Genomic DNA, 14,051 nt, shown 5'->3' on the forward strand with positions numbered 1-14,051 from the left:
CCGATGAGGATCGGGGTCACGGGGGCCTCCGGGTTCGTTGGCGGAGCGGTCTGCCGGGGCGCCGTGGACGAGGGCTGGCAGGTGTGGGCCTTCGGCAGACGCCCCCGCGTCGATCCCGAGCACGTGGGCGGCGCGCCGTACACCTCGTGGGACCTCCTGGGGGCCCGTCCGCCGCTGCCCGAGGTGGACGCGGTGATCCACTGTGCGGGAAGCGCCACCGACTGGGGCGCGTCCCCGGCGATCTGGGCGGCCAACGTGGACGGCACCCGCAACGCCGCCGCCGCCTTTCCCCAGGCCAGGTTCGTGCACGTGAGTACGGCCAGCGTCTACGACCCGTTCAAGCCGACCGTCATGGCCACCGAGGACGCGGCCCCGATCCGCCGGTACGCCAACGCCTACGGCGCCTCGAAGGCCGCCGCGGAACGGGCGCTGGACACGGCGGTGATCCTGCGGCCGCACGCGATCTACGGCAGGGGCGACACCACGTTGCTGCCCCGCGTTCTTGGAGCGGTCCGGGGGCGCAGGCTCCTGGCCGTCGGGGACGGGCGCCAGCGGATCAGCCTGACCTCGGTCGGCAACCTGGTCCAGGCGTGCTTACGGGCGGCGGCGGGTCCGGTGAAGTACGGCGTCTTCAACGTGACCGACGCCGAGCCCGTGGTCCTCGACGAGGCGCTGCGGGAGCTCATCGCGGAGCTCGGTATCGACGCCGAGCCGTACTATCTGCCCCTGGCGCTCGCCGAGCCCGCCGCCGCGATGGCCGAGGCGGTGTTCCGGATGCTGCGGCGTCAGCGTCCGCCACGGCTCACCCGATACGCCGTCGGTCACCTGGCCGTCGAACGGACCCTGGACATCACCGCGGCCAGGACCAGGCTCGGCTACCGCCCCTCAGCCACGTCCTTCACGGGCGCCGCCACCTGGTGAACCGGAGCCGCCAGCTGGTGAGGACCGGACGTGCCTGACGGCGAACGCGACGGCCGCGACGACCAGGCCGACGGCGAAGAGCACACGTAGCCCGGTCCACAACGACCTCGTCAGCGCGTCGAAGACCGTGACGAAGACCCGCCCCTGCGCGCCGTCGTCCGTGACGTCGGACAGGGCGGTGTCCCGGACCACGACCAGCAGTACGGCCAGCACCGTCATGCCGCCGGCCAGCCCGAGCCCGACGCCGACCAGCGCGCACAGCCGGTCCCCGGCCAGTGCCGTGCCCACCGCGAGCAGGACGATCGACAGGCTCAGCGTCGCCCATCTCCAGGGGACCAGGATGTCCCGTACCGTCACGACCCTGACCAGGTCGGTCGCGGAGAGCAGCTCGATCTCCGGGTGCAGCGCGGGCAGGCGCGTGGCGGCCGGGACGCCCTCGTGCTCCAGTTCGCCCTTGGCCATCTCGTAGACGGGGGTGAGGTCGAGGACGAGGTTGCCGCCCTGTGGGTCGCCGGACATGCGCCGGTGCGCCACCTGGTTGGCCCACCTCCAGATCTCGGGGAACCGGTCACCCGTGACGACCTTGTCCACCGCCATCCGGGCGGTGTGGTCGGGCACCGAGGTGTCCAGTTCCCGCATCGGCTCGGCGATCGCGGCGGTGACCCGGTCGGCGACGTCGTCCTGGATCGTGGAGTTCTCGGCGAGCGGGTCCACCGTCTCGACGTAGCGTCCGGTTCCGACGGCCCGGTCCGCCATCCAGAAGCCGACGAGGGCGAGCGGCGCGCAGACACAGCCGAGCACGACGAGGACCGCGCTGATCGTCCTTCGCACATAACCGGGAATCCCCTTTCTCGCCCGGGAGATCCCGCGGGGAACCGTTTTTGACCGCGATTTGGAAGACCCGCAAACCACGGCAACCAGCGGGAATGCGCGCACCGAATCTTGACTCAGGCTTCTCAGCGCGTCGCGGGGGTACATAGGCCATTCACTCGAAAACCATCACTAACCTGCGGACACGGGGGGCCAGAGGGACGGGAGATGTCGACCAGATGGCAGGTAACAGGGATCACTCGGGAATCGGACGGGGTCTGGCTCTCACCCTGGGCTCCGCCGTGCTGTGGGGCCTGGCGCATCTGTGGACCGGAAGGCGTGTGACGGGCGCGCTGCTGATGGGGACGTACCTGACCGTCGTCGGGACGGTCGCCTCCGCCCTCGTCACGGGCAGGCCCGAGGTCCTCTCCCTGATCGTGCAGCCCGGCTGGCTGTGGGTCCTCACGCTGGGCGCGATCCTGTTCGCCGTCGCCACGGTCGCCGTCGTCGTCCGGTCCTACCGGCTGGTACGACCGGAGACGCTGTCCGGCCCCGCCCGTTACCTGTCGGCCCTGGCCGTCGGGGGGCTGTGCGCGCTGGTGGTCGCGCCCATGGCCTACGCGGCCCGGCTCGCCTACATCTCCCAGGAGGTCGTGACCTCGGTCTTCACCGAGAGCGCCACCCCGATCCCGGTCGATCCGTGGAAGGGCCGTGAACGGCTCAACATCCTGCTGATCGGGGCGGACGCCGCGGCCAACCGGACCGGGGTGCGCACCGACAGCATGACCGTGGCCAGCATCGACACCCGGACCGGTTCGACCGTGCTGTTCGGCCTGCCCAGGAACCTGGAGCACGTCCCGATGCCCGAGGGGCCGCCGCGCGAGCACTTCCCCTTCGGCTTCGGGGGCGAGCCGCCGTACTCTCCCGGCCTGCTCAACGAGGTCTTCCAGTACGCCGAGGAGCACCCCGACATGGTCCCCGGGGTTCCCGCGGGCAAGCGCGGCCCGGCGTTGTTGAAGCAGACGATCAGCGACTTCACCGGCCTCGACGTGACCAACTACGCGATGGTCGACATGTTCGGCTTCGCGAAGATCATCGACGCGATGGGCGGGGTGAAGGTCACCATCAAGGACCCCATCGTGTACGGCAGGCAGAACGAGGGCCTGATCCCGGCCGGAACCCGCAGGCTGTCCGGCGAGGAGGCCCTCTGGTTCGGCAGGTCCCGCACCTACGGTGACGACTACGTCCGGATGGGCAGGCAGAAGTGCCTGATGAACGCCGTCACCAAGCAGGCGGACCCGGTGACGGTGCTCAGGAGCTTCGAGAGGCTGGCCGACGCGACCGCGCACGCCGTCTCGACCGACATCCCGCGTGAGCTGCTGCCGAACCTGATCGAGCTGTCCGAGAAGGTGAAGGATTCGAAGATCAGGAGCTTCCAGTTCGTCCCGCCGCTGATCGACACCGGCGACCCCGACTACCGCCTGATCAAGCACAAGATCGCCGCCATTCTCGCCCGGCCCGAGGAGTCCTCGGCCACCACGGCCTCAGGACCGAAGAGGACCGCCCAGCGGCACACCGGCGACGGCCCGGCCACTCTCGACGCCGTCTGCGGCTGACGTCCCGGGCCCTGCCGTGCCGGAACCCGTTCCAGGACTCTCCGTGGCGGGCGGTGTAACGAACGCGGGGAACGCGACACAGATGCGGTGAACCCACCCCGTTCGGGCTCAGGGAACCGGATATCCAGGTCACAGGAGCCTCATCAGCACCAATGGTGAACATGCGCCCCATGGGCCCCACAGAGCGTCACCGAACCCACACACAAGAACACGAAGCGGTAACAGTGCCCACCCCTTCAGGTGATCGGCTTGACACAAACCCCCGCCGAACCCTTATATACACCTAACCGACTTATTAAGTAGGAATTAGGGAGTAGTCATGAAAGCTCGCGGGGCACGCGGGGTGGTGGCGGCACTCGCCGTACTGGCGCTCACGACCTTGGCCGCGGCCTGCGGGAGCTCGGGAACGACAGGGACGTCTGGAAGCGGGGGCTCCAGCAGTGGCGGAGGCAAGCTCGCGGAGGTCCGGCTCGGATACTTCCCGAACATCACTCACTCAACGGCGCTCGTAGGCGTCGAGAAGGGCTTCTTCGCCAAGCACCTGGGCGGCACCAAGCTCACGACCACCACCTTCAACGCCGGCCCGGCCGCGATCGAGGCGGTCTTCTCCGGCGCCATCGACGCCACCTACATCGGCCCCAACCCCGCCATCAACGCCTGGGCCAAGTCCAAGGGCAAGGCCATCAAGATCATCGCCGGTGCGGCCTCCGGAGGCGTCTTCCTGGTCGTCAAGCCTGAGATCAACAGCGTCGACGACCTCAAGGGCAAGAAGATCGCCACCCCGCAGCTCGGCAACACCCAGGACGTCGCCCTGCGCTACTGGCTGCAGGAGAAGGGCCTGAAGACCGACACCAAGGGCGGCGGCGACGTCAACATCGTCCCGCAGGAGAACTCGCAGACCCTGCAGACCTTCGCCACCGGCGACATCGACGGCGCCTGGGTCCCCGAGCCCTTCGCCAGCCGCCTGATCCAGGAGAGCAAGGGCAAGGTCCTCATCGACGAGCGCGACCTCTGGCCGAACAAGCAGTTCGTGATCACCCACCTGATCGTCCGCCAGGAGTTCGCCGCCCAGCACCCCGACGTCGTCAAGCAGCTCCTCGAAGGGCACGTCGAGGCCAACGCCGCGATCAACGCCGACCCCGCCGACGCCGCGAAGACCGTCAACGCCGCGCTGGAGAAGCTGAGCGGCAAGGCGCTCAAGCCCGAGGTCATCGACAGCGCCTTCAAGAACATCACCTTCACCAACGACCCGATCGCCTCCTCCCTGGTCGCCAGCGCCGACCACGCGGTCAAGATCGGCCTGCTTGAGCCCGTCGACCTGACCGGCATCTACGACCTCAAGCCCCTCAACGAGGTCCTCAAGGCCCAGGGGCAGTCCGAGGTAGCCGACAAGTAAGTCCCCACCACCCGATCCGAGTCCCCCAGGAGGGCACAGTGACAGCTCCGCTCACGGAGCGGGCCGCCCGCCGGGCCGAGGGCGACGAGCCCGCGGTCCGGCTGGACGGCGTCTCCAAGATCTACGGCCAGGGCAGGAACGGGCTGCTGGCTCTCGACAGCATCTCGCTCTCCGTGGCGCCCGGTGAGTTCGTCAGCCTGCTCGGCGCCTCAGGCTGCGGCAAGAGCACCCTGCTGTCCCTGGTCGCCGGGCTGGACAGCCCGACGGCCGGCACGCTGAGCGTCGGGGGACGCAAGATCGCGATGATGTTCCAGGAGCCCGCGCTGTTCCCGTGGCTCACCGTCGCCGCCAACGTCGAGATGGCGCTGCGGGTGCAGGGAGTGGCCAAGCGGGAACGGCGTGACCGCGCCGCGGAGTTCCTGGACATCGTCCACCTGGGCGGATTCGGCGCCAAGCGCCCGCACGAGCTGTCCGGCGGCATGCGCCAGCGCGTCTCCCTCGCCCGCGCGCTCGCCCAGGAGGCGGACGTGCTGCTGATGGACGAGCCGTTCGGCGCGCTGGACGCGATGACCCGTGACCTGCTCCACGACGAACTCGAACGGATCTGGCAGAAGCGCGGCCTCAGCGTCCTGTTCGTCACCCACAACGTCCGCGAGGCCGTACGGCTCGGCGACCGGGTCGTGCTGCTGAGCAGCAGGCCGGGCAAGGTCGCCGAGGAGTTCGAGGTGGACATCGAACGGCCCCGCCTCACCGACTCTCCCGAGGTGGCCGAGCTGGCCTCGACCATCACCGCCCGACTGCGCCAGGAGGTCCTGCGCCATGGCCGTTGACCAGGCACCCGCCGCCGGTCAGCCCTCCGACGTCCACGCCAGGCAGCTCGCCGGGCTCGACGCCCTCGAACTGGGCGGCGGCACCAGCAGCGGACTGACCTCCCGGGTCTGGGGCCGCGTCTGGCCGATGCTGCTCGCGATCTCCATCGTGCTGGCGATCTGGCAGGGCGTCGTGTGGAGCGGCCGGTGGCCCGAGTACGTCTTCGCGGGCCCGGCCGAGACCTTCGGCAAGCTGGGCGAGCGGTTCACCGACCCCGAGTACTGGCAGGCCATCGCGGTGACGATGCGCCGCGCGGTCACCGGCTTCGCGATCTCCGTGGTCATCGGCCTGGTCATCGGCGCCGTGGTCTCCCGGGTCAAGGTGCTCAGGGCGGCCTTCGGCTCGCTGATCACCGGCCTGCAGACCATGCCGTCGATCGCGTGGTTCCCGCTGGCGATCCTGCTGTTCGGGCTGACCGAGAGCGCGATCACCTTCGTGGTCATCCTCGGTGCCGCGCCGTCCATCGCCAACGGCCTGATCACCGGTGTCGACTACACCCCGCCGATCCTGCTGCGCGCCAGCCACGTGCTGGGCTTCCGGCGCCTGCAGCTCTACCGGTACGTGATCCTGCCCGCGTCGCTGCCGTCGTTCCTGGCCGGTCTCAAGCAGGGCTGGGCGTTCGCCTGGCGTTCGCTGATGGCCGGTGAGCTGGTGGTCATCATCGCCCACCAGTCCTCGCTGGGTGAGCGGCTCTACTACGACCGCGAGCTCGCCGACTCGGCGGGCCTGCTCGCCACGATGATCGTGATCCTGGTGATCGGCGTCGGCATCGACCTGCTGTTCGAGACCGGCGACAACGCGCTGCGCCGCCGCTGGGGCCTGCAGCAGGTGCGTAGCTGACCGACATGCGGCTCTCCGCCAGAACCCAGTACGCGCTGCGGGCGGTCACCGAACTGGCCGCGGCGCCTCCGGGCCCCGTCCCCGCAGAGAAGATCGCCGTCGCGCAGAACATCCCGAGGAGGTTTCTGGACAACATCCTGCTGCAGTTGCGCAGGGCCGGGCTCATCAACAGCCAGCGCGGTCCCGACGGGGGTTACTGGCTGGCCAGGCCCCCCGAGCAGATCACCCTGGCCGACGTGATCATGGTCGTGGAGGGCAATCCCGAGCAGTCCCCGCGCGCCGACTACCCCGGGGTGGCCAGGCCCCTGGCCGACGTGTGGAGCGCGTTGCGGGAGCACGAGGAGACGCTGTTGAGCGAGATCACCTTCGCCCATATCGCGAAGGACGCCCTCCCCTGACGCCCGCGCGAGCCACCAGGCGGTGGAAGGGCCGGATCACGCCGAAGTAGGGGTGCCACCGGAATACGGCGGAAACGGACCGCGCTGGGACGCCGACCAGACAAAACTCAGGTTCTGAGTGGTCGGTCTGCCAAGAACCCGGCCGCCGCCGGTCATCACCCGCGCCTGGTCATCGGCGACGGCACCGAGGGCCGTCCGACAGCGGCCCGTATACCGGCTGTGGGTGTTCGAGCCGGACACGCGCCGGGCAGCGGCGGTGACCTGGCGTCGGGCCTGGACGAGTTCGAGGTCCACCAGCATGGCGACCGGCCGTCTGGGGCGAGGCCGCCGACACCTTCTTCCCCTGGGTGAGCTGGGACCAGTCGGACCGGCCCGGTTCGGCGTGACCGTCGACCCCGACGGACAACAGCCGAGCCGGATCACAGGCGGCGGGGAGATCAACCAGCCCACCGGCACCGGGACTTCATGATCGCTCTCACCGGCATCGGCCGTCCGCGGGCTCCCGGCGGCCGGAAAACACCGAAGCGGCTACTCACCATAGTCATTCCCAGCGGAAACCCTCCTCCGCCGGTTCCTCAACTTCGAGGTCAATCGCTACGCCATAGACATTTTTAACGATAGGGAGGGCCCTCCGCCCCCCATTAGCACTAGTAGTCGCTAGTCAACTGGCCACGCGGTAATCCCCCTCTCTCGAAGAGAGCCCGAAGTGCCACCTTTGGTGCGCTACGACGTACTACAGTCAGTTAGACCTGTCGGGTCTTCTCCGCCTTCGACCGGACCTAGGGCGGCCGAAGGCCATCCCGGCCGAACCTCCCCCCAGGAGGACGGCCGTTCTTCCGAGAAGAGGCAGGTACAGATGGGTCGGCGTAACAAGCGCAATACCATTGGAGAGAATCCGAAGGAACCGTGGAAGATCGTCGCCGCCGTCGCCGCGACAGGACGCCTCCTGCTGGAGGCGCACCGGGCGCTCAGGGACGGCCTCGCCGATCAGATCCGGGAAGCTCTGAGGAACCTCTTTAATGGCTGAGGACCCTAACGCCTACCCCTACAGGAGAAAGCGCTAGGGCCTCACCCATCACACCGAGGGCTGCACGCCATGGTCGCCAACCAGTGCAGCCCTCTTTTCTATGCCCAAGATCGCATAAGCGAACCGAGCCACTACACAGAGCGCCCACTAGAGCACTCTACGTAGAAGAGGTTGCCTCTTCATCGATAACAAGCCGAGTACATCAACGAACGGTGCACATCTTCAGGGAAACCGGACAATAAGGCACTTTGTACTAATAGTCATTATTATACCATATGTCCTATATATACCAATTTCCATTGGGCACTCACGGGCATATATGGTTACATAAGGGATATTCCCCTCGGGGACTACAGTTGTTTTTAAGTCAATCGTGATCATGGCGTTATTTCCTTCGGGCCTTCATCGCTGGTCGGCTATAGCAATCCGAAGGTGGTGCATGCGCAGGTGCTCGCCTGCTCTCTTCCGACGGGGAGGTGTCATGTCGACCAGCTCACACTCATCCCGGCGGGAACGCATCGGTAGTCGCCCACCAGCGCAGACGAAGGCGCTGTGGCCGTCCTCGTTTCACGACCTCACGCCTGTCACCGGCAAAACTCATGAACCACCTCCGCAGAGGTGGGCCTGGGACTCGCTCCGATAGGAACACTCCGGGTTGGCGACGTCGTGAGCGAAGAATCGCGTCCCCGCAGGGCCGACTTCGGCGTGCATGTTCCAGTCGCAGGCTGGACAGCGCAGTTCGAGGCGGCGGCGCACTCGGTGGACGCTTGACCAGGGCGGGTCCTCGCGGGTGGCATCGAGAAGGCCGATGTCGGCAAGGGGCGGTGAGTGGCACCGTAGGACTCCCTCGCTGAGGCGGCAGCCGTCGAACGTGATCATCCTGAGTAGGCGGTGCGGAGATTCCACGCTGACCGCGCTCGGCGACATTTCGGCCTGGTGATCTGTGCCCAGCGGTGCCGGGTCGCGGGGTCGCGGTCCGCTTGCCGGCGGGCGAGCGCTTCGGGTGAGACGCGGGTGTAGCGGGCCAGGGAGGCGACGGAGTTGTGGCCGGAGTAGGCCAGGGAGGGTGGAGGTGGTCTACGAGGCCCCACCTACGCGTCGGGCTCGGTCCCCAGGGCGTCAGGGTGAGCGTGGTCGAGCCCGCCATGACCGCCGCAGAACTCCAGGGGCACGTCACCGACGAGGGAGTCAACGCCCGGGTCGCCCAGGCCCGCGAGTCGTCCGAGTGGCTCTCGCCCGACGACGTGACCGAGGTGGTCGCCTTCACGGCCTCGCGTCCCGCCCACGTCACCCTCTTCAAGACGGTCGCCCACCCCACCCGGCAGGCCTGACATGGTCGCCGCGGCGGCTGGGCGTCGAGGTCATCGACCTCTGCCAAGCGCACTGGCCCGACACGGGCCAACCACTCGACTGGAACGGTGGCGGGCGCTCGCCCAACGCCACTCCGGTCGATGAGACGCTGCAGGATCAGTCCCGTCAGCAGGGTCAGATAGAAGGCGCCGACCGCCCGCCGCGTCGCTGGGACGACGTCCCTTCGGCGAGCCAGTGGGTCGGTTCCAGGCGTGCGGCCTCCTGAGCGTCAGCCAGTGTTTGGCGCGGCTGTGGCCTGCGCTCGGCCTGAGCGAAGGCTTCGATGCCGGCCACGAAGACCGGGCGGTGGAGCTCGATCGCCTGCTGCCTCCCCCTCACGTGGCACTTCGCCCACCATGGCCTGACGCAGCTTGTCGGCCCACTCGGCGGTCGCCTCGACCATGGCGTCGGCCGGCAGCGCGTCCTTCGATCAGCTTGTCTCGTTCTTTCGCTCCGCCACCCTGTCCAAACAAGTGTCACAAACAGATGTTTTGCACAAATGTTTCAAACATGTGTATGGTCATCGGCATGGCACAAGCAACCGCAGCGGCCACGGCCGCGAGCGACTTCAGTCGCCTGGCCAGACACATCCGGCAGGCCGGACTCCTCGACCGGCGCCCCCGCTACTACCTGATCCGGATCAGCGCCGTCACAGCCGCCTACCTCGCAGGGACGGCGGCGTTCCTATGGCTGGGCGACTCCTGGCTCCAGCTCCTGCCGGCCGTCTACTTCGCGATCGTCTTCGCTCAGGTCGCCCTGGTTCTGCACGATCTGGCTCATCGGCAGGTCTTCGCCAATCGCCGCCCGAGCGAGATCCTCGGGCGGCTCGGCGGCAACCTCGCCATCGGCCTCGGCTACGGCTGGTGGATGAACAAGCACACCCGCCACCACGCCAACCCCAACCACGAGGAGCTCGATCCGGACGTCACACCCGACGTCCTGGTGTGGTCACAGGAACAGGCACGCAACGCGCGCGGCCTGGCCCGCCTCATCGGCGGCCGGCAGGCGTTCCTCCTCTACCCGCTGCTCCTGCTCGAAGGGCTCAACCTGCGCGTCGGCGGTGTGCGGGCACTGCGGCAGCCCTGGATGAAACAGCGCGTCCTGGAGGGCGCGCTGCTGTTCGCGCACTTCGCCTGTTACCTGGGTGGGCTGGCGTGGACCCTGTCACCGGGCAAGGCACTGGCCTTCTTCGCCGTCCACCAGGGGCTGTTCGGCGTCTACATGGGCTGCGTGTTCGCCCCTGGTCACAAGGGCATGCCGACCCTCACGGGGGAGGCCAAGCTCGACTTTCTGCACAAGCAGGTCCTCACCACCCGCAACGTACGCGGCGGCCGGTTCATCGACCTCGCCATGGGCGGGCTCAACTACCAGATCGAACACCACCTGTTCCCCAGCATGCCCACCCCCAACCTGCACCTGGCGCAACCCATCGTGCAGGCCCACTGCCGGCGATTGCGTCGGCCGTACCACGAAGTCAGTTTCGTCGCCTCGCACGCCGAGGCGCTGCGGCACCTGCACCAGGCCGGTGCTCCGCTCCGAGAGAAGGGCCGCTCATGAAAGCCGGACGCAAACAGTGGATCGGACTGGCCGTCCTGGTCCTGCCGGTGTTGCTGATCTCCGTCGACCTGCACGTCTTGTCGTACGCGCTGCCGTTCATCAGTGCCTCCCTGGCACCGAGCGGCTCCCAGCTGCTGTGGATCATCGACATCTACCCGTTCATGCTCGCCGGGCTGCTGCTGCCGATGGGCACGCTCGGTGACCGGGTCGGGCGGCGGCGGCTGCTGATGGCCGGGGCCACCGCGTTCGGGGCCGCCTCCGCGGTCGCCGCGTTCTCTCCCAGTGCCGACCTGCTGATCGTCACCCGTGCCCTGCTCGGGGTGGGTGGCGCCACGTTGATGCCCTCGACGCTGTCGCTGATTCGCAACATGTTCCACGATGACGGCCAGCGCCGCGTCGCGATCGCCATCTGGACCGGCGCGTTCGCCGGCGGCGCGATGCTGGGCCCGCTGATGGGGGGCGCGTTGCTGGAGCACTTCTGGTGGGGCTCGGTGTTCCTGGTCAACCTGCCGGTCATGGCGCTGCTGCTGATCCTGGCGCCGCTGCTGCTGCCCGAGTCGCGTGACCCGCGTCCGGGCAGGTTCGATCTGCTCGGCGTGGCCCTGTCGCTGGGCGCCATCCTGCCGACGATCTACGGGATCCAGCACATCGCCCAGGACGGCCTCGGCTGGGCGCCGGTGCTGGCCATCGTGGCAGGGCTGACGCTGGGGGCCGCCTTCGTCAGGCACCAGCGCTCGATGGCCGATCCGATGCTGGACGTGCGCCTGTTCGGCAGTCGCGCCTTCACCGCCTCGATCGGCGCCAACACCCTCGGGGTCTTCGCGATGGTTGGCTCCAGCCTGTTCACGACGCAGTACTTGCAGATGGTCATGGGTGCCAGGCCGCTCGTCGCCGGACTGTACGCGCTGCCGTCGGCGGGCATGGCGATGTTCGCCGCCGGGCTCGCGCCGGTGCTGGTCCGCAAGGTCAGGCCGGGACTGGTGGTCTGCGCCGGGCTGCTCGTCGGCGCGAGTGGGTTCATGCTGCTGTCCAGGCTGGACGTGACGGGACAGAGTGGTTTGCTGATCGCCGGGATCATGCTGATGGCCGGGGGCGTCACGCTCGTCCTGACGGTCTCCTCCGACCTGATCATCGCCACCGCTCCGCCGGAGCGCGCGGGCTCGGTCGCCGGGCTGTCGCAGGTGGCCACCGAGTTCGGCGGCGCGCTCGGCATCTCCCTGCTGGGCAGCATCGGCGCCGCCGTCTACCGGGGGCACCTCGGTGAGACGGGCGCTCCGTCAGCGGCGCTGGACACCCTCGGCGGCGCCCTGGAGTCGGCGCGGCACCTGCCGGAACCGGCCGCGACCTCGCTGGCCGCCGCCGCCCGCGAGGCCTTCACACAGGGTCAGCACTACGCCATGCTCGCCGCGGCCACCGCGTTGTGCGTGATGGCGGTGCTCGCTCCCGTCATGCTGCGAGCCGTACGGCAGGCGAAGGGCACCCCGGCGCCGCCACAGGACCAGCACGCCGGCCGCCACGCGATGCGCTGAAGAGGCCGCGTGCCACGGCAGGCGGAACGGGGCGGGCCGGAACGAGGTGCGCAGAACGGAGACGCTGGGCGAGGAGCCTGGAGTGGGGCGGCTGGAGCGGTCAGGCGGGTGCCGCTTCTCCGCCTCCCGCCGCCTGGACGACCGCGCGGAGGCCGGTGGCCAGGTCGCGGGCCGTCGGGGCGCTGTCGGGGTCGATCTGCCACCGCACCAGCAGCCCGATGAACAGCGTCAGCAGCACCTGGGCCCCCGCCTCGTCGTGCCCGGGCAGGCGCGCGCTCAGCTCCCGCTGGGCCAGCGTCTGCCCCTCGGCCAGCCGGGCCCGCACATCAGGCAGGTGAGCGGCCTGTGCGAGCGTCTCGACGTTGGCCCGCCAGACGGTCGGGTTGGTGCGGAAGGACTCGATCAGCTCACCCCAGAAGGCTTCGAACCACTCCTTGGAGTCGCCGGGAAAGGCCTTGAGGATCTCCGTGACCGCCTCGCCGGTCACCTCGATCATCGCCTGGGTGAGCAGCGCGTCCTTGGAGCGGAAGTGGTAATTGATCGCGGCGAGGTTGCTGCCGGAGACGGCGATGATGTCGCGCACCGTCGTGCGGGCGTATCCGCGCTCGGACAGGCACTGCTTGGTTGCGGCCAGCAAATCCTCAGGAACTCCCACGTGATGATCCTACCAACGCCGCAAACAAGTGTTTCAAACAGCCGAAGACCCGCCCGCGTCGGCCGCGGGCACGGGCAGGACGGTGGCGGCCTGTTGATGCTGGGCGGGGTCGGCCTGCTGGGCGTGGTCACCGCCTCATTCGCCTCGTGGTTCGTCTCCCGCTTCGACGACCCACACGACCGACCCCAGACCCCGAAATATCAACAAATAGCGGGGTGTATCACTCGACCGGCAGCAGCCCGCGCTCGGCGAAGACCTTCTTCGCGGTGAGCGTCGCGTTCAGCGCCCGGGGAAAGCCGCAGTAGGCCGCCGATTGCAGGAACGCCTCGATGATCTGCTGCGGCGTCAGCCCGACGTTGAGGGCGGCGTTGATGTGGACGGTGAGCTGCGGCTCGCAGCCGCCGAGCGCGGTCAGCATCCCGAGCGTGACGAGCTGCCGGTCCCGGGGTTCGAGACCGGGACGGGAGTAGATCTCGCCGAACCCCCACGCGACGATCTGGTGACCGAGCTCCGGGGCGACGTCCTTGAGCGACTCGATGACGTTCGCGCCGGCCGTGCCGTCCACGGCGTCGAGCATCGCCAGCCCGTGCTCGTAGCGCTCCTCGCGGGTCGTGCTCTCACCCATGGGAACTGCCCCCTTCTTCCTGTTCCGTGCCCAAGCCCTACGTGACGCCGGGACCGTGCCCCTGCCCTCACCTGGGAGAGTCCGGCGCTTCGGCGACCCCTTGTTCGCCACATCGAACAGGCTAGAAGTTAGAGCGCGCTCTAAGTCAAACCCTTCCCTCGAAAACCCCACAAAGTAGCACTAATTACGCAATCAGCGACATTCTCCCGAGTCGACGCACCACAGAGACCCGTCAACACCTGACCGATATATCCCATTTAGGTATGAAAAAATACGAAGTGACTTATCGGAGGGAAAGTACTGGTATCAGGCGCGCCATCACCTAACTCCTCGTGCCGTTCTCGTTTTTGCCGGCGCCGCCCGCCGTCCGGCGTGGCATGATTATCACTCTCAGACCTTGCAATGATTTTCATAATCAGATTGGATCGTCGTCGTGAGGGTGGCTTTCGTCGGTAAG

Annotated in this window: 13 protein-coding genes; 10 read left to right on the forward strand and 3 right to left on the reverse strand. The window is 68.2% G+C overall.

The window, feature by feature from the left end; genetic code table 11:
* Window positions 1–3: 3 nt before the first annotated feature.
* Window positions 4–921, forward strand: a complete 918-nt coding sequence (locus ACFOYY_RS32595; RefSeq protein ID WP_386194914.1) for an NAD-dependent epimerase/dehydratase family protein — start codon at window positions 4–6, stop codon at window positions 919–921.
* Here the strand turns inward: ACFOYY_RS32595 and ACFOYY_RS32600 are convergent.
* Window positions 886–1,752, reverse strand: a complete 867-nt coding sequence (locus tag ACFOYY_RS32600) for a hypothetical protein (RefSeq protein WP_386194915.1) — start codon at window positions 1,750–1,752, stop codon at window positions 886–888. The two genes, ACFOYY_RS32595 and ACFOYY_RS32600, sit on opposite strands and share 36 nt — an antisense overlap.
* 218 nt (window positions 1,753–1,970) lie before the next feature.
* Here ACFOYY_RS32600 and ACFOYY_RS32605 point away from each other — a divergent pair, with 218 nt between their 5' ends.
* From ACFOYY_RS32605 to ACFOYY_RS32645, 9 genes are all read left to right on the forward strand, one after another.
* On the forward strand, window positions 1,971–3,347 hold the full coding sequence (locus ACFOYY_RS32605) for an LCP family glycopolymer transferase (protein WP_352015063.1): 1,377 nt from the start codon (window positions 1,971–1,973) through the stop codon (window positions 3,345–3,347).
* A 319-nt stretch (window positions 3,348–3,666) separates the two neighbouring features.
* Entirely contained in the window at window positions 3,667–4,743 is a 1,077-nt protein-coding gene (locus ACFOYY_RS32610; protein WP_352015064.1) for an ABC transporter substrate-binding protein, read from the forward strand.
* A gap of 38 nt (window positions 4,744–4,781) precedes the next feature.
* Window positions 4,782–5,573, forward strand: coding sequence for an ABC transporter ATP-binding protein (locus ACFOYY_RS32615; RefSeq protein ID WP_362779524.1), 792 nt, complete (start codon window positions 4,782–4,784; stop codon window positions 5,571–5,573).
* Window positions 5,563–6,453 carry an ABC transporter permease gene (locus tag ACFOYY_RS32620; protein ID WP_352015066.1) on the forward strand — a complete coding sequence of 297 codons (891 nt, stop codon included), beginning with the start codon at window positions 5,563–5,565 and terminating at the stop codon, window positions 6,451–6,453. The genes ACFOYY_RS32615 and ACFOYY_RS32620 overlap by 11 nt, the downstream gene beginning before the upstream one ends.
* Window positions 6,454–6,458: 5 nt before the next feature.
* Complete coding sequence (locus ACFOYY_RS32625) at window positions 6,459–6,851, forward strand: RrF2 family transcriptional regulator (protein WP_352015067.1); 393 nt, start codon at window positions 6,459–6,461, stop codon at window positions 6,849–6,851.
* An 856-nt stretch (window positions 6,852–7,707) separates the two neighbouring features.
* Window positions 7,708–7,878, forward strand: coding sequence for a hypothetical protein (locus ACFOYY_RS32630; protein WP_352015068.1), 171 nt, complete (start codon window positions 7,708–7,710; stop codon window positions 7,876–7,878).
* Between the two features lie 1,124 nt (window positions 7,879–9,002).
* Window positions 9,003–9,209 carry a hypothetical protein gene (locus tag ACFOYY_RS32635; protein WP_386194919.1) on the forward strand — a complete coding sequence of 69 codons (207 nt, stop codon included), beginning with the start codon at window positions 9,003–9,005 and terminating at the stop codon, window positions 9,207–9,209.
* Window positions 9,210–9,756: 547 nt separating this feature from the next.
* The gene (locus tag ACFOYY_RS32640; RefSeq protein WP_386194921.1) at window positions 9,757–10,785 is read left to right on the forward strand and encodes a fatty acid desaturase family protein; all 1,029 of its coding nucleotides are present in this window, start codon (window positions 9,757–9,759) and stop codon (window positions 10,783–10,785) included.
* Window positions 10,782–12,314, forward strand: a complete 1,533-nt coding sequence (locus tag ACFOYY_RS32645; RefSeq protein ID WP_362779516.1) for an MFS transporter — start codon at window positions 10,782–10,784, stop codon at window positions 12,312–12,314. The genes ACFOYY_RS32640 and ACFOYY_RS32645 overlap by 4 nt, the downstream gene beginning before the upstream one ends.
* 100 nt (window positions 12,315–12,414) lie before the next feature.
* Here the strand turns inward: ACFOYY_RS32645 and ACFOYY_RS32650 are convergent, their stop codons facing one another.
* Both ACFOYY_RS32650 and ACFOYY_RS32655 read right to left on the reverse strand, forming a co-directional pair.
* Window positions 12,415–12,969: a TetR/AcrR family transcriptional regulator gene (locus ACFOYY_RS32650; protein WP_362779513.1), complete on the reverse strand. Its 555-nt coding sequence runs from the start codon at window positions 12,967–12,969 to the stop codon at window positions 12,415–12,417.
* 220 nt (window positions 12,970–13,189) lie between these two features.
* Window positions 13,190–13,594, reverse strand: coding sequence for a carboxymuconolactone decarboxylase family protein (locus ACFOYY_RS32655; RefSeq protein ID WP_352015073.1), 405 nt, complete (start codon window positions 13,592–13,594; stop codon window positions 13,190–13,192).
* Window positions 13,595–14,051: the final 457 nt, after the last annotated feature.

The organism is Streptosporangium jomthongense (assembly GCF_042650425.1).
GTDB lineage: Bacteria > Actinomycetota > Actinomycetes > Streptosporangiales > Streptosporangiaceae > Streptosporangium.